Here is a 17,756-nt window from a genome sequence, read left to right on the forward strand (position 1 = left end):
TTCCCGCGGGCTATTCTGGTGGCCGGGTTGCGTGGCGGCGCGCAACTGCGCATGCTGCGGCTTCAACGGGTTGCGGGGGATTCTTTAATGGCGAAGCTCGGATTTTGGCTGGCGGGTGCGTGCGCCCTGGCACTCGCGCAGGCGGGGCTCGCCGCGCCGGGCGATCAGAAGGCGACCGAGGCCGCCTTCGATGCCGGCGTCAGCGCGACGGACCAGCTTGGCTGGCTGAAGACCATGTCCTCGGCGCCCAACCATGTCGGATCGCCGCACGACAAGGCCAATGCCGAGTTCATCCTGGCCCGGTTCAAGGAATGGGGCTGGGACGCGAAGATCGAGACGTTCCAGGTGCTCTATCCGACGCCGATCTCGACTGCGGTCGAGCTGGTCGCGCCCGAGAAGATCGTGCTCGGCGGGCAGGAGCCGGCGGTACCGGGCGACGACACCTCGGCCAACCTCGCCGGGGCATTGCCGCCCTATGTCGCTTTTCAGGGCGACGGGGACGTCACCGGCGACCTGGTCTATGTGAATTACGGCTTGCCCGACGATTACAAGGCGCTGGAGCGGCGCGGCATAGACGTGAGGGGCAAGATCGTCATCGCGCGCTACGGCGCCGGCTGGCGTGGCCTGAAGCCGAAGCTGGCGCAGGAGCATGGCGCGATCGCCTGCATCATCTATTCCGATCCCCAGCAGGATGGGTATGGCGATGGCGACATCTATCCCAAGGGCGGGGCGCGGCCCGATGCCGGCGTGCAGCGCGGATCGGTCGCGGACATGACGCTCTATCCGGGCGACCCGCAGACCCCCGGCATGGGCTCGACCGGGAACGTAAAGCGGATCGCCCGGGCGGATGCGCCGACCATCCTCAAGATCCCGGCATTGCCGATGTCCTATGGCGATGCGAGCAAATTGCTGTCCCGCCTCGGCGGGCCGCGCGTTCCCGGCGGCTGGCAGGGCGGATTGCCAATCGCCTATCATACCGGCGGCGATGGCGCGGTGAAGGTGCGCGTCGCGGTCCAATCCGACTGGTCGCTGAAGCCGGTCTATAATGTGATCGCGACGCTGAAGGGATCGCAATATCCCGATCAATGGGTGATCCGCGGCAACCATCACGACGCCTGGGTGTTCGGCGCGTCCGATCCGCTGTCGGGCAATGTCGCCATGCTGTCCGAAGCGAAGGCGCTGGGCGGGCTGTGGAAGCAGGGCTGGCGGCCGAAACGCACGATCGTCTATGCCAGCTGGGACGCCGAGGAGCCGATGCTGCTGGGATCGACCGAATGGGCCGAGCAGCATGCCGCCGAGCTCAAGGCGAAGGGCGTCATCTACATCAATACCGACGGCAATGGGCGGGGCTTCCTCGGCGCCGGCGGCAGCCATGATTTCCAGCATCTGGTGAACGCCGTCGCCGCGGATGTGACCGATCCGCAGACCGGCGCGAGCGTCGCGGAACGGGCCCGGGCTGCCCTGCGCGTGCAGGCGTTCGACAAGACAGGGCAGGTGAGCGAGGCGAATCTCGCCGCGGCGGAAAAGGGCGGGGACCTGCCGATCAGCGCGCTGGGATCGGGCTCCGACTATTCGGCCTATCTGCAGCATCTCGGCCTGCCGTCGCTCAATATCGGCTTTGGCGGCGAGGACGAGAGCGGCGGGGTCTATCACTCGATCTATGACAGCTATCACCATTTCACGACCTTCGACGATCCTGGCCTGCTGTACGGCGCGGCTTTGTCGAAGACGGTCGGGCGGCTGGTGCTGCGCGTGGCCGATGCCGACACCCCACCGCAGCGTTTCGAGGATTTCGCCGATACGGTCGCGACCTATCTCGGCGAGGTGAAGAAGCTTGCCGAGGATCGCCGTACGGAGGACCGCAAGCGCGACAAGCTGATCGCGGACGGCGCATTCCGGCTCGCCAGCGATCCGCTGAAGCCGGTCGCGGGCGCGCGGGCCGAAGCGCAGACGCCGCATATCGAGCTGGCGGCGCTGGAGGATGCGGTCGACCGGCTGAAGGCAGCCGCCGCGGCCTATGACAGTGCCTATGCCGACAAGGGCGCTGCCTTGACGCCCGCGCGGCGCGCCACGCTCAACGGACAGCTCCGCGATATCGACCAGTTGCTGCTCGACGATCGCGGCCTGCCGGGCCGGCCCTGGTACAAGCACATGATCTACGCGCCGGGCCGCTTCACCGGCTATGGCGCGAAGACGCTGCCGGGCGTGCGCGAGGCGATCGAGGAACGCCGGTTCGGCGACGCCAATGTCTATGCCGGGCGTACGGCAAAGGTGCTGGAGAATTATGCGGCACGCCTCGACGCGGCGCGGGCGACGATCGAGGGCAGATAGTCCTCGGCCTCAGGCCGGATCGGCCAGCTGCAAGCGCAGGACGAAGGCAGCGCCGCTCGTCCAGCGGCGATCGAGATCAATCGTGCCGCTCATCAGGTGCGCCATGCGCCGGGCCGAGGCGAGGCCAAGGCCGAACCCGCCGCGCTCGGCCCCGCGATGCTGCGCGCCCTGCGCATAATCGTCGAAGATGGTGGCGACATCCGCCGCCGGGATGCCGTTGCCGTCGTCGATGATCCAGAGCTCGGCCCGGCCGCGCGCGCGGCGCGCCCCGACCAGGATGCGTTCGCCCTGGGCATGCCGGACCGCGTTGGTCACCAGATTGCCGATGGTTCGCGTCAGCATCGCACGATCGCCGAGCACGCCGAGGCTGGTGGAGACCATCCTGATCCGCATGCCGGCGGCGCGTGCGGCCGCGCCATGTTCGAGCGCGATCGCTGACAGCAGATCGTCCAGCGCGACCGGCTCGATCCGGACCGGCGCCGCGCCCGCCTCGAGCCGCAGATGGTCGAGCATCGTTTCCAGCAGGCGCTGAGTCGAGGCGAAGGCGCCGCGTGCGCCGGCGATCGCCCGCTCGCGCTGGCCGGCATCGGTGCTGTCGAGGATCTGGTCGAAATACAGGCTGGCGGCCTGCAGCGGCTGTTGCAGGTCGTGCGAGGCCGAGGCGATGAACCGCGTCTTGGCATCCCGTTCCTTGCGGACGATCTGCAGCGCCGCCTCCCGCGTCTCGGCGGCGCGCCAGATCAGGCGGCGGATCATGACCAGCGCGATGCCCTCCATGATGAGGAAGCCGGCGAGCGGGATGGCATATTGGATGTCATAGACGAGCGTGAAGGCCGCCATCGACGCCACGACCGCCAGCGCGCCGAGGATCGACAGGCGATCGGCGTTCAGGATGATCACCATGGCGATGAACCACATGCACAGGATGATCATCAGCAGGCGGAGGATGTCGTTGGCGGGCGGCATCAGGATCCACACGCTGGCGACGATGCCGGCGCAAAAGGCGATCGAGGTGATCTGCCCCAGCCGCACCCAGAACAGCCGCGGTCGTGCGGCGCGCCAGCGCGGGACCATCGACGCGGCGAGGGTCGCCACCTGGAAGACCACGCAGGCACCCATATAAGCGAGCCATCCGTCGAGCAGGACCGGATCGACGATCGGCGCGAACTCGGCGCGGACGAACAGGACGACGGTCGAGATCACGACGATGCCGACGAGCAGCGGCATCGCGCGCGCCCATGACTTGCGGGCGCCGCGGTGGCTCGGCCCGACACCGGATAGCGATGGCTGACGATCGCGGCGCCACGTCGCCGGCGCGATCATCCGGGTCATCGGCGGGCCGGCGGCGTTGGAAAGGCGGGTGCGATCGGGACCGGCACGGCAGGTCTGGTGGAGCTGAGGGGAATCGAACCCCTGACCTCTGCAGTGCGATTGCAGCGCTCTCCCATCTGAGCTACAGCCCCGCTCCACCCCGGCCAGATGGAATTTCCCAGCCGGAAGCGCGCGTTTAGCGAGCCTTTTCGGGCGATGCAACCGGATCGCCGGCCCCTCCCGAACTTTCGATGCGGCGAACCGCGCGGCCGGTGCGGCGAGATATCGCTACGGCCCCATAACTATCGGAACAAACACGGCTTTCGATCCTTTTTTGTACGGTCGAGCGGACGCGGCAAGCGCCGTCCGCCGCCACCGCAGAATGGAAGGAAGGACGCCGTCATGGAGAATGGACGCTATCTCCGGAACACTGAGACCCAGGCCGATTATTCGGACAGCGGGGAACGCGGCTTCACGCGCGATTTCGGTTCGGGCCAGGATTACAGCTATTCGAGCGCGCGCGAATATCAGGCAGTCGGGGCGCTCGATCGTGGGCGCGGACGGGACGATGGCCGTCGCGACTATGGCCCCCGCGAATATGGGAATGCCGGCTATGCCCAGCGCGAGCAGCGACAGGCCGGGCCGCAGCGCCGCGATTCCCGCGATGACGGGTTCCAGGGCGATTATCGCGGCAGCTACGGAGCGGACGGGCATCGCTTTGCCGAGTCCGACCGCGACCGTGGGGAGTCCCACGGCCGGCGCCGCGATCACGGTCGACCGGCGGTCCATGATCATGAAGATCGCGACTTCTTCAGCCGCGCGGGCGACGAAGTCCGCTCCTGGTTCGGTGACGAGGAAGCCGAGCGCCGCCGCGAGATGGATTCTCGCCTTGACGGACGCGAGGGCGGCGGGCGCTGGGACAGCCCCTATGCGCGCGATGACGATTATCACAGCTGGCGCCGCTCGCAGATCGAGGCGCTCGACCGCGATTATGACGAATATCGCCGCGAGAACCGTTCCAAATTCGAAGCCGAGTTCGGCAGCTGGCGCACCGAGCGCCAGACTCAGCGCGGCTCACTGTCGAAGGTCGCCGAACATATGGACGTGGTCGGTTCCGACGGCGAGCATGTCGGCACGGTCGACAAGGTGCGCGGCGACCGCATCCTACTGACCAAGAGCGATGCCGATGCAGGCGGGCGGCATCATTCGATCCCATCGCGCTGGATTCAGTCGGTCGACGACAAGGTGACGATCCGCAAGACCGCCGAGGACGCGAAGGCGCATTGGCGTGACGAGGAACGCGGCGCGTTTTTCGGAGAAGACCGCGACGAGGAGGCGGGCAAGGGCCCGCGCAACCTCAACCGAAGCTTCTCCGGCACCTATTGAGGCGCGCTTAGCCGTCCGCAGCGTTGCGGGCCGTGACATGACGGGCCCTCTCCCGGCGACACGGGAGAGGGCCTTGTCGTATGCGTGGGAGGCGATGCATTGCTTTCCGCCGCGTCCCCGGCGACTATCGGGTGCACCACATGAGGACCTCCATGCACACGACCAGGCGCGAACTGATGATTGGCGCAGGCGCGCTTGGCGTGGCCGCCGCGTTGCCTGGCTGGGCCGCCATGACCGGGGATGCGGGCGCGTCGGCGCTGCTCGATGCAATCTCCGAGGAGCTGCTGGCCGATTATCCCGAAAATGCGCTCTATCTGGGCATCGAGAAGGGCAAGCGGCCTGCGCTGCGCAGCCGCTTCGCCGATCGAAGCAAGGCCGGCGATCGGGATCGGGCTGCCCGGGCGGGCAAGCGTCTCGCGCAGCTTCAGGCAGTCGATCGCACGGCCCTGTCGCCCACTGTGGCGCTCGACGTCGATACCGCCCAAGCCGCCTACGCCCTTGCGGTGGAAGGCTGGCGGACGATGCCGGTCGGCGACGTCGCAGTGCTCAACGCGAACTATAATTTCCGCAATACGCCCTATGTCGTGACTCAGCTCGGCGGCGCGTACGCAGATCTGCCGGACCTGCTCGAAAACAAGCATGACGTGGCCGATGCGGTCGACGCCGACGCCTATCTATCCCGCATCGAGCATATGGCCGCCGCCGTCGACGGTGAGACCGCGCGTATCCTCGATGACGGCGCCCGAGGCGCGATCATGCCGGGCTTCCTCAACGATATCACCGCGGGCATCATCCGGGACATGGCGGCGCAGCCAGTCGCTGACTGGTCGATCGTCAGGAGCTTCGCGGACAAATGCGCCAAAGCGGGGTTGCCGACCGCACCCGCAGCCCGGGCTTCGGCTCTGGCCGCGGAAAAGGTGCTGCCGGCGCTGCAGCGTCAGATCGCGGCGTTCGCCCAGCTTCGCCCCAAGGCGGGCGAGACGCCGGGCCTGTGGGCGCAACCCGGTGGCGACGCCTGGTACGCATGGCTCGTCAAGGCGGGCACCACCACCGATCGCACGCCGGAACAGCTACATCAGCTCGGGCTCGAACAGAACCGGGCGCTGAATGCGCAGATCGACGTCCTGCTGAAGGCGCAGGGGCTTACCAAAGGCAGCGTCGGCGAGCGGCTGACCGCGCTGAGCAAGCGCCCGGACCTGCTCTTCGCCGATACCGATGCCGGCCGCGCCGAGCTGCTCGCCTATCTGGCCGGCCGCATCGCCGATATCCGCACGCGGCTGCCGCGCGCGTTCAACACGCTGGTGAAGGGCGATCTCGTCATCCGACGCGTGCCGCCTGCGATCCAGGACGGGGCGCCCAATGGCTATGCCGGCCCCGGATCGATGGATGGATCGCAGCCCGGCATCTATTACATCAACCTCAAGAGCACGGCGACCTGGCCGCGCTACGCCTTGCCGACGCTGTGCCATCCTGAGGGCATCCCCGGCCATATCTGGCAGGGCGAATACAGCTATCGGCTGCCGCTGATCCGGTCGCTGCTCGCGTTCAACGCCTATTCGGAAGGCTGGGCGCTCTATGCCGAACAGCTCGCCGACGAGCTTGGCAGCTATGACGACGATCCGCTCGGCCGGATCGGTTATCTGCAATCGATGAATTTCCGCGCGTGCCGGCTGGTGGTGGACACGGGCATTCACGCCAAGCGCTGGACCTTTGCCCAGGCGCTCGCCTGGTTCCAGGAGGCGACGGGCATGCCCGCCGGCCAGCTCACTTCGGAATTGCAGCGTTATTGCGCGATGCCCGGCCAGGCCTGCGGCTACAAGATGGGCCACAACGAGATCAATCGCCTGCGGGATCGCGCCAGGGCCAAGCTGGGTGCGCGGTTCGATCTCAAGGCGTATGACGATATCGTCGTGAAGACCGGCAACGTGCCGCTCACCCTGCTCGGGCAGGTGGTCGAGCGCTACGCCAACAGCTAAACCGACTGAACGAGAACAAAGGAGAGAAGAGATGGCGCACGCCTGGAGCCTCAAGTCCCGCCCGAACGGCATGCCCATGACGGGCGATTTCGAATTCATCGAGCTGCCGCACACCCCGCTGGCCGAGGGCGAAGTGCGCATCGCCAATCATTGGCTGTCGGTCGACCCCTATATGCGCGGCCGCATGAACGACGTGAAAAGCTATGCCCCGCCGTTCCAGCTCGGCGAAGCGATGCAGGGCGGCGCGGTCGGCGAGGTGATCGAGAGCCGCGCCGACGGCATCGCCGTGGGGGATATCGTCCAACACATGCTGGGCTGGCGGGACGAGGCCGTGGTGCCGGCCGCTTTCGTCCAGAAAGTCCCGCCGCTCGACGCGCCGCCACAGGCCTTTCTCGGGCAGCTCGGCATGCCCGGCATGACGGCCTATTACGGTCTGCTCAAGATCGCCGAGGCCAAGCCCGGAGAGACGGTGTTCGTCTCCGCCGCCGCTGGCGCGGTCGGATCGACCGTGGTGCAGATCGCCAAGGCCAAAGGCATGACGGTGATCGGATCGGCCGGCGGCAGTGAGAAATGCGGCTGGTGCCAGTCACTCGGCGCCGATGCGATGATCGATTACAAGGAAGACGGGTCGCTGGTGAAGAAGCTGCTGGCGGCAGCACCGCAGGGGATCGACGTCTATTTCGACAATGTCGGCGGGGAGCATCTGGATGCGGCACTGGCGGCGGCGAACCTGCACGCGCGCTTCGCCATTTGCGGGATGATCGACGTCTATAACAGCAGCCACCCGACCGAGCTGCGCTATTTGCCCCGGCTGATCGGCATGCGCATCCGCGTGCAGGGCTTCCTGGTCAGCGACTTCATGGCCAACGCGGCGGAATTCTACCGCGAGATGGGCGGCTGGCTCAAGGAGGGCAAGCTGCAGAGCCAGGAGACGGTGTTCGACGGTCTCGAAGCGATGCCGGAGGCGTTCCTGGGCCTCTTCTCGGGCGGCAATACCGGCAAGATGCTGGTCAGGCTCTGACCTGATCCCCCTTGTCGTCCCCGCATTCGAGCGGGGACGACAAGTCGGGGCTACGCCGGCTCAGATCGCGCCGGCGAACGTATCGCATTGTGCCGGATCGCCGGTCTCAAGCCCCTTCTTGAGCCAGGCCATGCGCTGCGCCGAGCTGCCATGCGTGAAGCTGTCGGGCACGACGCGCCCTTGCGCTTCTTTCTGCAAGGTGTCGTCGCCGATCGCCTGGGCGGCGGTCATGCCTTCCTCGAGGTCGCCCGGTTCCATCCGGTCGCGATTCTGCGCGGCCCAGACGCCGGCATAGCAATCCGCCTGCAGTTCCAGCCGGACGGACAGGGCATTGCCCTCGGTGCGGCTGGCGCGGGCCATCTGCTGCTGAACCTGGTCCGAAGTGCCGAGCAGATTCTGGATATGATGGCCGAATTCATGGGCGATCACATAATCCTGCGCGAAATCGCCCTTCGCGCCGAATCGGGTGCCGAGTTCGTCGAAGAAGCTGGTGTCGAGATAGATGCCCCGGTCGCTCGGGCAATAGAAGGGCCCCATCGCGCTCTGCGCCGCGCCGCAGCCGGACTGGCCCTGGCCGCCATAGAAGACGAGCTTGGGCTGGGCGAAGCGTTCGCCGCTGCGCGAGAACAGCGCGGCCCAAGTCTTGTCGGCCGAACTGAAGGCGTTGCACGCGGCCTTGCTCTGGGCGTTCAGCGAACAGCTCGAAGCGGCATCGGTGCCGGCCTTGGGCTGCCCGGCCTGCTCCGTCGGAGCGGAAAGCTGGTTGCCGCCGCCGAGGATCGAGGGAAGACCGCCGCCGAAAACGGCGAATAGGATCAGCAGCACGACCACGCCACCGCAGCCGAACCGGCTGAACACGAGCGGCAGCAGCCCGAACAGCATGCCGCCGCCACCGCCGCCGCCGCCGAACCCCAGGCCGCCGCCCTGGCCGCGCTGATCCTCTACGTTGATGTTGGGATCGAAATCGTCGAGCCGCATTGGAGTTTCCCGGGGTCGTTGCCGATGCGGCATGAATGCGCGGCGGCCCTGGTTGTTGCAAGCGTCGCGCAGATTCCCGCGCGCGCCGTGTGGCGCGCGGGCGATGCATGACGCGTTTTTCATCAAAACGGCCGTTGATCCCGTCGCCCCGGCGGCGCATGTGCGCGCTGATGGCCGATGCGAAACATCCCAGGCCGCTGCGCCAAGCCGACGCGCTGCCGCTGCCCGAATGCGTCGCCCTGGTGTTGCAGGGTGGCGGCGCGCTGGGCAGCTATCAGGCCGGGGTGATCGAGGGTCTGGCGTCGAGCGGGATCGAGATCGACTGGGTCGCCGGCATCTCGATCGGTGCGGTCAACGCGGCGATCTTCGCGGGCAACCCGCCGCACAAGCGAGTCGAGATGCTCACTGCCTTCTGGGACATGGTGACCTCCTCCTTGCCGAGCTTCCCGATCTACCCCGACGATCATCTGCGCGAATGGCTGCACGAATGGTCGGCCGGCTATGTGATGATGGCGGGCGTGCCGGGCTTCTTCGCCCCGCGCCGGGTGTCCCCGGTGTTCGCCGTGCCGGGCACGCCGGAAGCGCTGAGCTTCTACGATTCAGCGCCGCTGAAGGAGACGCTCGATGCGCTGGTCGATTGGGATCTGCTGAACAGCGGGCCAGTGCGCCTGTCGGTCGGTGCGGTCGATGTCGAAAGCGGCAATTTCGCCTATTTCGACACGACCGATACGCGGATCGACGCGCGCCACATCATGGCCTCCGGCGCGCTGCCACCGGGCCTGCCGCCGATCGAGATCGACGGGCGGCTATGGTGGGACGGCGGGCTCGTCTCCAACACCCCGCTCACGCATGTGCTCGATCACCAGACCGAGCCGCTGCTCGCCTTTCAGGTCGATCTGTTCGCTGCGGCGACCGAGCGGCCGAGGACGATCATGGACGTGGCGGCGCGCGAAAAGGAAATTCGCTTCTCCAGCCGGACCCGGCAAGTGTCCGACCAGGTGATGCGCATCCGCAAGGACCGCGAGATCGCGCGCAAGGTGCTGGCCAAGCTGCCGGCCGCCCTGCGCGACGATCCCGACGTGCTGGCGCTGGCGGCGAATTCGGCGGAACATCCGGTCAATCTCGTCCAGCTGATCTATCGCACCAATGCCTGGGAAGGCGGATCGCGCGACTTCGAATTTTCCGCGCGCACGATGCGCGAGCATTGGCATGCCGGGCACGCGGCGGTGAACGAGACGATGGTCAACGCGCGGCTGGTCGCGGCGAATATCGAGACCGGCAAGAGCGCGGCGTTCGACCTGACGGCACATACCCCGACCATCTGACTTCAACGACGGAGAAAGCCATGTTCCTCAAGGGCAAGAGCGCGATCATCACTGGTTCCACCTCGGGCATCGGGCTGGCCTATGCCAAGGTGCTGGCGGGCGAGGGCGCCAGCGTGATGATCAACGGCTTCGGCGACGCGGCGGCGATCGAGACCGAGCGCGCCGCGCTTGAAGCCACGAGCGGCGCGAAGGCGCTGTACGACGCGGCCGACATGACCGATCCGGCGGCGATCGCCGCGATGGTCCGGCGCTGCCATGACGAGCTTGGCGGGCCGGACATCATCATCAACAATGCCGGCATCCAGCATGTCGCGCCGATCGAGGATTTCCCGGCCGACAAGTTCGAGGCGATCATCAAGATCAACCTGACCTCCGCCTGGTACATGATGCAGGCGGCGGTGCCCTATATGAAGGCCGCGAAATGGGGCCGGATCATCTCGACCGCATCGGCCCATTCGCTGGTCGCGAGCCCGAACAAGAGCGCTTATGTGATGGCGAAGTTCGGCATCGCCGGCCTGACCAAGACGATCGCGCTGGAGACGGCGACGGATGGCATCACCGTCAATTGCATCTCGCCCGGCTATGTCTGGACCCCGCTGGTCGAAAACCAGATCCCCGATACGATGAAGGCGCGGGGACTGACGCGCGAGCAAGTGCTGAACGACGTGCTGCTTTCCGCCCAGCCGACCCGCGAGTTCGTGACCGCCGAACAGGTCGCCGCATTCGCGCTGTTCCTGTGCCGGGACGAGGCGCGGTCGATCACTGGCGCCAATCTGTCGATGGACGGGGGATGGACCGCGGCCTGACGGAGAGCCCTACGGGTTCTTCCGGGTTGGCAAGCCGGACGCGGCATGGTTAGTTGCGCGTACGCTACAAGAAAGAACCGGTCGCCTTGAAAAGACTTACCCTGGGCCTGTGCGGCTGCGCAGTGCTGGCCGGTTGCGGCGGCAAGGTGGACAAGCCCGTCGCGATTGCCGCGGCGCCGGTGGTCGTGCCGGTGACGACGCCGCCCAAGCCAGTGCGACCGTTGCCGCCCTTGCCGGTCACGCTGAAGGTGACGAGCATGGACTGGCATATGGTGGCGACCGACCGCGACCGCGAGCGGTTGCGCACCTGGCGCAACGCCTGGGTGACCGCGCTCGGCAAGATCCGCACGGCCGGCCGCTCCGCCGAACTGACCGGGCAGGGCGCGCTGTTCGAGCCTGATCGCGCGCTGAGCAACGCCGCACCGCCCGCCGGACGCTATCGCTGCCGCGTGTTCAAGCTGGGCGCGAATGGCACCGCGATGCGCGATTTCACCGCCTATCCGCCCTATGAATGCCGCATCAACGACGAAGGCGAAGTATCGAGCCTGTACAAGGTCGGCGGATCGCAGCGGCCGATCGGCCTGCTGTTTCCGGACGGCGGATCGCGCCAGGTGTTCCTCGGTACGATGATGTTCGGCGACGAGAAGAAGCCGATCGATTACGGCCGCGACGATGGCCGCGATATGGCAGGTTACGTCGAGCGCGTCGGCGAGAAGCGCTGGCGGCTGGTGCTGCCCTGGCCGAAGTTCGAATCGATCGTGGACGTCGTGGAGCTGGTCCCGGCGGAATAGCGCGCCGCTCGTCATGACGCGTGGCGGGGCGCTGCCCCGATGGTGCCGCGAAGGTCAGGTCGCCTGCCGGATGCGGCCCCGCTGAGATTCTACCGCCGAGCGCTATATATAGCCAGCTGATCAGATCGGGCTTGATGGGGGAGTAACCCTTATGCCGATGCTGGCACATCGACGCGCGAAGTCCCTGCGGGCGACGTGCTGGTCATTGTCGATGCTAGCGGCACACCTTTGCGTCAGGAGAATCTTTGTTAACTCGACCGTGCGAAAGATCGTCGAGGCGGTCGGCGTTACGCTTGTCGTGAACTCCATCGGGAAGAGTGCCGAAAGGCTCGAAGCCATAGATTAAACTCACCGAATTACTGCATAGTGCCGCACCTATAGGTATTTTAAGCGCGCGTAACGAGGTTGCTTGGATAATATCGCCACACCTCTATTTCTTTAAATATCGGAGGGCGAGGGCCGGCAATGGGAAATGAGCTCAAGCGGCAGTTACTGGCTGTTTACCCTGACGGACGTGAAAAAGGATTCTGTATAACCATATCGTCACCGGAAAAGATCGGAGATGAGTATGTTTGTAACGTTGATTCAGAGGGCGTTTTGTCTGAAATGGCAATGAGGTCATTCGGAATTGATGGCTTGGGAGCGATGACTTATGCGCTGCATTTGATGGATGTGTTGATATTTGAAAGAGAAAATTCATTCAGGATCGAATGGCCAGATAGGACTGAATATTCTCGTTCGAAAATAGATAATTATAGGTGGTCTTGATTTTAGATTCTGGGCCGGCGCCAGGCTTGCGTCGCCGAATTTGCGACATTCCGTGCAACCACACTTGATTTACATTGGGCGCTTTATCGTGAAATTCGCCCCGCAGTCACCCAAAATCGACCGCGACCTCGATGACGAGCGGTCGAATCAGCGGCGGCAACTGGCCTGCTAGGCGACCGATCCGACACCACCATTGATTGGGACGGCGATGGCCGGATGACGGGCGAATACGGCGTTTCGGCAGCTGGTGTGAAGGCGGTAATATGTTTCTGCCATGAAGTGCCACCCTGCTGGAGGTCACTGCGAATCCTGCTGCTCGTCGAGGCCCGTTTTCCATGTCAGAAATCATGAAGAGGCTCGGGTTTATCGAGCAACTGCGCCCATATGTTGCCGACGATGCTGCCCTTTCGCGCATGCGCGTTGATTTGCATGATTTGATCGAGGCGAGTGAGTGGTTGCTGTCCGAGGTCAAAAAAAGAGAAACCGGTCTGATGACACCAGAGGAGCTGGAAAGCTTCTTGATAGATCTCGATGTACATTACATCCTTCATGTTTCCTTTCATATAAAATCTCTGAAAAGCGAAATTAACGCATCTCTCGAAAAATTTCCTGAAAATTGAATTATTGGAGGAAGGGGCCCAGTAGGTGGACGTTTTTGTCGTACAGCATGTTCATGAACTGGAAGACGGAGAGGAAGATGTAAAATTTATAGGCGTATATTCGGACATGAAAAATGCCCAAGATGCCGTTAACCGTACAGTGAAGCTTATTGGGTTTAAGGATAGTCCGCGTGGGTTTTGTATAGATAAGTATTTGGTTGATGAAGATCACTGGCGTGAGGGTTACGTAACCATAAAACACCGATGACGGGCTGTGGTGTAATTAACGGATGAGTGATTTTTTTTACGCGGCGGCACATGGATACACGGATAGTCCCTGCGGTCGCTACATTTTATGTCGTGGCGATAGGCGTGAGAGCGTGTATTTTTGGGGCGCCGACTGCTCTTTATATCTCGAGCTTCACGCTGAGGCGGTGCTGACGGTCCAATTCCATCTTCTTCTATGCGCCAGCTGCGTCGGCGTGTGGGGTTAGACGTGTCGGGAATGGCTCGGGACGCGCTGCCCCGGCCGACGGCGGACCTATTCAAAGACGTGTGAATGTCAGGCGCATTTCGACCATGCCCCGTCACGTATGTCGCTTAAAGTACTAATATAACAAATAAATTGTGCAATTTATGCGGAATCGAAAATGTCAGCAACCCTCATGACATTTTCAACACGCCGCTGCGGTGCGCTCGATTCAATTGCGTCGGCCGCGCAGCTAAATGGCTGTCTCTGCGCACTCGCCTGGGGGTGCCGCTCTTTCTCATCTCCGGCGAAAATCCGTGGCCAGGACCAGCGCGTCGATATCACTTCGACGCCCTCGGGCCCATCACGGGAGGATGCTCATTGGGCGCCGGTCTAGGAGGGCATCACGATAGGGTGTCCCTAGGTCTACAAAGATCCTTTCCCGGGCGGCAACCACTCCGCCGACCAATCCGGCAAACTATTTGTGGGCACGGTTTCTTGATGAATCGCAGCTACCGCCATGCCCGGATACACGATTGACGGCTGTCTCACCGCGCCGCTCCTCAAACGGTAAGAGTGGTTAAAATGAAACCGGATGAAAGGGTTGCACTGCTTAAACGGCTAGCGCGTGTCCGGAATACGGAGGTCGCACGCAACGGGAGGCAGGTCCCAACCAGTGTATCTGTCTTACTCTCCATGCTCGCTTCCGAAACAGATTCCGACGAAAGATATCAAATATACGAGCATATTGTATTTGAGTGTAAGTTTTGTGAACGGTCGGATCTCGAAGTAGAATTTGCAAAAGAAAAGCACTCGGAATTCAGTGAATTAACTTCGTTGACCAACTATTCTCAAGCATTGATTTCCGATGGTCAATTTTTTTTGGGGTTGGCGGCGGCTAAGGAAGCTCTGAATATTGCGATTCAGGAAAAGACAATAATAAATTCCGTGGCGGTGGATTATGTCCGTGAGGCGATAAGGACCAAATCTGTAGAGGCTGTAAATGATGCACTCAGGGCCCTTATCGCGTCGATGGATTGCCCGCGCACAGCCGACAGCGTGCTGGAATTGGAATGGATGGGCGATGCTCAATCGCTGGGCGCAGATGAGGGGCTGCTAGCAATCATTCGATCGATAGCCAACGATAACATAGGTCGTTGACGCGTCTGATAACTCCTTCGCGACTTCCGATCCTCCCGTTGGCCCATGCAGCGGCCGCGTTTCATCGGAGGTAGCTGATCACGAAAATAAGTAATTTAGCATTACGAATTTCGCTCTTGATGCTGGGGGAAGGCAAAATGCGAAAAGTTGGCCGTACGTTAGTGGAAATTTTATTTTCATTTCTGATGAGCGTCGCAATTTGCGGGATTATTGCGGCGATTTATGAAATCAGTATCGGGCGAAATGTAGGTTTTAATTCAGATTTGTTTCTTATTGCTCCATGGGGGATACTTCTTTTCCTGATTACATCATTCATCAGCGTAAATGGTAATTTATTGTTGGCCGCATTTCTGGTCTTTATCATGGCGGCACAAATGAAGATAAATAAATTTCCGATCAGATTGTTCGCTACGTCGGCTGTTTTTTGTATTTCAGTATTCGTCGGTATTTATAGATCTAAGTACATTGTCACATAGTTTATGTTTAATAGAATAGGCGAGAATTCCGGATTGCTGTGTTAATTCGAAGCCCGAACTCCCTTACGATCCACGCGTAAAGCTCCGGCGATTTAGTCGCCACCTCGGCGCGTGAGAAGGGCGGGCGCGACAACTGGACGTACAGCACAGCACTTGCCGTCATCGCGAAGAACTCGATCGGGTGGCTGAGCATATAGGCGCTGGGCGGATAAAGGCCGGCCGCACGCACGCTGTCGTAGAAACGGAGTATCTCGGCATTCTCATACCCGCCCGGCAAACGCAGCAGATGATAGCGGTGCAGCATCTCATGGAGCAGCACTGGATTGTCCGCCGGCACCGCGCGCCGTTCGAAATGAATGCCGTCCGGCCCGATGCGCGACATGCTGCCGGGCATGGTGTCGACCGCGATGCGCTGAGACGCGAAGAAGGCGAGGATGGCGGGATCGATCGGCAGCGCCTCGATCAGGGCGATCTGGGCGGCAAGCGCGGTGGCGATCTCCGGTGTCTCCGGGGCGCCCTGCCAGTCGATCCGGAAATGCGGCTCCAGCGCCAGGGCAGGAACAGGCAGGATCGTCGCGCAAAGGCCCCCGGCCAGCAACTCGCGGCGGCTGGTCCGCATCAACGGCCGGCGGCGTCTTCGACTGGGTGCAGGATCGCGGCATCCTCCCGGCGCTCGGGCCGGATATAGATGGAGGACAGGGTCGGGATCGCTGCCTTGAGCTCCATCTCGATCCCCTCGATCAATATTTCCGCCGCGCCCATGGGCAGCGTGTCGCGGAAATCGGCGCTGATCGCGACGAAGATGCTGTCGGGCGCGGTGTGGATCGTGCGGACATGGTTGACCCAGGTGATTTCCGGGCGCGCATCGACGATCGCGCGCACTTTCGCGACGATCGCCGGATCGGCACCCTCGCCGATCAGAAGGCCCTTGGCCTCGCGTGCCAGCAGCGCCGCGACCACGCCGAGCAGCAGGCCGATCGCGATGGACGCGGCGCCATCGATGCGGGGATCGGCCCAGGCATGGCTTGCCCAGACGCCGATTGCCGCGATCAGCAGGCCGGCCAGCGCGGCGGAATCCTCGAACAGCACGATGAAGCCGGCCGGGTCCTTCGAGGTGCGCACCGCCTGCCACCAGCCACTCCCGCGCACCGATCCGGCGAATTCGCGCATGGCGAACAGCCACGACGCGCCCTCCATGACGAACGCGATCGCGAGTACGACATAGTTGATCGTCGGATCGCGCAATGGCTCGGGCTCGGCCATGTGCATCCACCCTTCATAGACGGACACGCCCGCGCCCACCCCGAAGATCAGGATGGCGACGACGAAGCTCCAGAAATAGAGCTCGCGGCCATAGCCGAAGGGATGTTCGCGGTCCGGCGGCTGCCGGCCGCGGCGCTGGCCGTACAGCAGCAACAGCTGGTTGAGGCTGTCTACGACCGAGTGGAAGCCTTCGGTCAGCATCGAGGAGGAACCGGAAATCGCCGCCGCGACGAACTTCGCCGCGGCAATGCCGAGATTGGCGGCCAGCGCCGCATAGATGACGAGGTTGGAGCCTTGCTTCGTCGTCGCCAATATCAAGCTCCCTTCTGCAGCCATCTACGCGCAGAAGGCGGGAGCGCACCAGCGATTGAAACGATCCACGGTCGCGTGTTATAACATACGTATGAACGCACCGATGAAAACCTCGAAGAAGTTGAAGCTGATCAAGATCGGCAATTCGATGGGCGTGATCCTGCCCAAGGAGGTGCTGGCAAAGCTGGGCGTCGAGGCAGGCGATTCGATCGACCTTAGCGATACGCCGGGGGGGATCCAGATCCGGCGGCATGATGGGGGCTTTGCGGAGCAGATGGAACTTGCGCGCGCGGTGATGAAGCGCCGTCGCAACGCCCTGCGCGAACTCGCCAAATAACGGCATGGCGCAGGAGTGGGTCTGGGTCGATATCGCGGTTGCGCTTGCCGCGCACGGCGAGCAGCTTGCCGAGCATGGCGGTGCGGCCGGCGTTCGCGATATGAGCATGCTGGAAAGCGCCATGGCGCGCCCGCTCAATCTGATCGCTTATGGCGAGCCCGATATTGCCGATCTCGCGGCGAGCTACGCCTTCGGGATCGCGCGCAACCATCCTTTCGTGGATGGCAATAAAAGGACCGCCCTGGTGGTGAGCGAGACGTTCCTGGCGCTGAACGGCCATATGCTCGATTGCGATGATGTCGAACTCGTCACCACTTTCCTCGCGCTCGCGGCAGGCGAGTTGACGGTCGAGGCCCTGGCGACCTGGTTTCGGGAGCACGCCACTCGAGCGGCCTGACCGTGAAGAATTCCTACTGGGATCTTGTCGAGCAGCTACTTCATCGTCG

Annotated in this window: 18 protein-coding genes and 1 tRNA gene; 14 read left to right on the forward strand and 5 right to left on the reverse strand. The window is 63.2% G+C overall.

Annotated features, from left to right (window positions below):
• Positions 1-87: 87 nt before the first annotated feature.
• Positions 88-2,331: a transferrin receptor-like dimerization domain-containing protein gene (locus U1769_RS07010; RefSeq protein ID WP_332714040.1), complete on the forward strand. Its 2,244-nt coding sequence runs from the start codon at positions 88-90 to the stop codon at positions 2,329-2,331.
• Between the two features lie 9 nt (positions 2,332-2,340).
• Here U1769_RS07010 and U1769_RS07015 read toward each other — a convergent pair whose 3' ends face one another.
• Both U1769_RS07015 and U1769_RS07020 read right to left on the reverse strand, forming a co-directional pair.
• On the reverse strand, positions 2,341-3,663 hold the full coding sequence (locus tag U1769_RS07015) for an ATP-binding protein (protein WP_332714043.1): 1,323 nt from the start codon (positions 3,661-3,663) through the stop codon (positions 2,341-2,343).
• 55 nt (positions 3,664-3,718) lie between these two features.
• Positions 3,719-3,794 (reverse strand) — tRNA-Ala (locus tag U1769_RS07020).
• A 250-nt stretch (positions 3,795-4,044) separates the two neighbouring features.
• On the opposite strand from U1769_RS07020, the gene U1769_RS07025 reads away from it, so the two are divergent.
• From U1769_RS07025 to U1769_RS07035, 3 genes are all read left to right on the forward strand, one after another.
• Positions 4,045-5,028 carry a DUF2171 domain-containing protein gene (locus U1769_RS07025; RefSeq protein WP_332714045.1) on the forward strand — a complete coding sequence of 328 codons (984 nt, stop codon included), beginning with the start codon at positions 4,045-4,047 and terminating at the stop codon, positions 5,026-5,028.
• A gap of 140 nt (positions 5,029-5,168) precedes the next feature.
• A complete protein-coding gene (locus tag U1769_RS07030) occupies positions 5,169-7,004 on the forward strand; it encodes a DUF885 domain-containing protein (protein ID WP_332714047.1) in 1,836 nt (611 codons plus the stop codon).
• A 31-nt stretch (positions 7,005-7,035) separates the two neighbouring features.
• Positions 7,036-8,025: an NADP-dependent oxidoreductase gene (locus tag U1769_RS07035; protein ID WP_332714049.1), complete on the forward strand. Its 990-nt coding sequence runs from the start codon at positions 7,036-7,038 to the stop codon at positions 8,023-8,025.
• Positions 8,026-8,085: 60 nt separating this feature from the next.
• Here U1769_RS07035 and ypfJ read toward each other — a convergent pair whose 3' ends face one another.
• Positions 8,086-9,003 carry a KPN_02809 family neutral zinc metallopeptidase gene (ypfJ, locus tag U1769_RS07040; protein ID WP_332714052.1) on the reverse strand — a complete coding sequence of 306 codons (918 nt, stop codon included), beginning with the start codon at positions 9,001-9,003 and terminating at the stop codon, positions 8,086-8,088.
• A gap of 170 nt (positions 9,004-9,173) precedes the next feature.
• On the opposite strand from ypfJ, the gene U1769_RS07045 reads away from it, so the two are divergent.
• The 8 genes from U1769_RS07045 (at position 9,174) to U1769_RS07080 (ending at position 15,398) form a co-directional block, all read left to right on the forward strand.
• On the forward strand, positions 9,174-10,328 hold the full coding sequence (locus U1769_RS07045) for a patatin-like phospholipase family protein (RefSeq protein ID WP_332714055.1): 1,155 nt from the start codon (positions 9,174-9,176) through the stop codon (positions 10,326-10,328).
• 20 nt (positions 10,329-10,348) lie between these two features.
• Positions 10,349-11,134 carry a 3-hydroxybutyrate dehydrogenase gene (locus U1769_RS07050; protein WP_332714058.1) on the forward strand — a complete coding sequence of 262 codons (786 nt, stop codon included), beginning with the start codon at positions 10,349-10,351 and terminating at the stop codon, positions 11,132-11,134.
• An 86-nt stretch (positions 11,135-11,220) separates the two neighbouring features.
• Positions 11,221-11,925, forward strand: coding sequence for a DUF4893 domain-containing protein (locus U1769_RS07055; protein WP_332714060.1), 705 nt, complete (start codon positions 11,221-11,223; stop codon positions 11,923-11,925).
• A gap of 465 nt (positions 11,926-12,390) precedes the next feature.
• A complete protein-coding gene (locus U1769_RS07060; protein WP_332714063.1) occupies positions 12,391-12,693 on the forward strand; it encodes a DUF6968 family protein in 303 nt (100 codons plus the stop codon).
• A 347-nt stretch (positions 12,694-13,040) separates the two neighbouring features.
• Positions 13,041-13,313 carry a hypothetical protein gene (locus U1769_RS07065; RefSeq protein WP_332714066.1) on the forward strand — a complete coding sequence of 91 codons (273 nt, stop codon included), beginning with the start codon at positions 13,041-13,043 and terminating at the stop codon, positions 13,311-13,313.
• A gap of 25 nt (positions 13,314-13,338) precedes the next feature.
• Positions 13,339-13,560 carry a DUF7336 domain-containing protein gene (locus U1769_RS07070; protein ID WP_332714069.1) on the forward strand — a complete coding sequence of 74 codons (222 nt, stop codon included), beginning with the start codon at positions 13,339-13,341 and terminating at the stop codon, positions 13,558-13,560.
• An 897-nt stretch (positions 13,561-14,457) separates the two neighbouring features.
• Positions 14,458-14,922, forward strand: coding sequence for a hypothetical protein (locus U1769_RS07075; RefSeq protein WP_332714072.1), 465 nt, complete (start codon positions 14,458-14,460; stop codon positions 14,920-14,922).
• A gap of 119 nt (positions 14,923-15,041) precedes the next feature.
• Positions 15,042-15,398, forward strand: coding sequence for a hypothetical protein (locus U1769_RS07080; RefSeq protein ID WP_332714075.1), 357 nt, complete (start codon positions 15,042-15,044; stop codon positions 15,396-15,398).
• 7 nt (positions 15,399-15,405) lie between these two features.
• On the opposite strand, the gene U1769_RS07085 is transcribed toward U1769_RS07080, so the two are convergent.
• Both U1769_RS07085 and U1769_RS07090 read right to left on the reverse strand, forming a co-directional pair.
• Positions 15,406-16,017, reverse strand: a complete 612-nt coding sequence (locus U1769_RS07085) for a hypothetical protein (protein WP_332714078.1) — start codon at positions 16,015-16,017, stop codon at positions 15,406-15,408.
• Positions 16,017-16,973, reverse strand: a complete 957-nt coding sequence (locus U1769_RS07090) for a cation diffusion facilitator family transporter (RefSeq protein WP_332714081.1) — start codon at positions 16,971-16,973, stop codon at positions 16,017-16,019. The genes U1769_RS07085 and U1769_RS07090 overlap by 1 nt, the downstream gene beginning before the upstream one ends.
• A 91-nt stretch (positions 16,974-17,064) precedes the next feature.
• Here U1769_RS07090 and U1769_RS07095 point away from each other — a divergent pair, with 91 nt between their 5' ends.
• Positions 17,065-17,310, forward strand: a complete 246-nt coding sequence (locus U1769_RS07095) for an AbrB/MazE/SpoVT family DNA-binding domain-containing protein (RefSeq protein ID WP_332714083.1) — start codon at positions 17,065-17,067, stop codon at positions 17,308-17,310.
• A 4-nt stretch (positions 17,311-17,314) separates the two neighbouring features.
• Positions 17,315-17,707, forward strand: coding sequence for a type II toxin-antitoxin system death-on-curing family toxin (locus tag U1769_RS07100; RefSeq protein ID WP_332714086.1), 393 nt, complete (start codon positions 17,315-17,317; stop codon positions 17,705-17,707).
• The last annotated feature ends 49 nt before the right edge of the window (positions 17,708-17,756 follow it).

Origin of the sequence: Parasphingomonas zepuensis (genome assembly GCF_036663735.1) — a bacterium.
Classification (GTDB): Bacteria; Pseudomonadota; Alphaproteobacteria; order Sphingomonadales; family Sphingomonadaceae; genus Sphingomonas.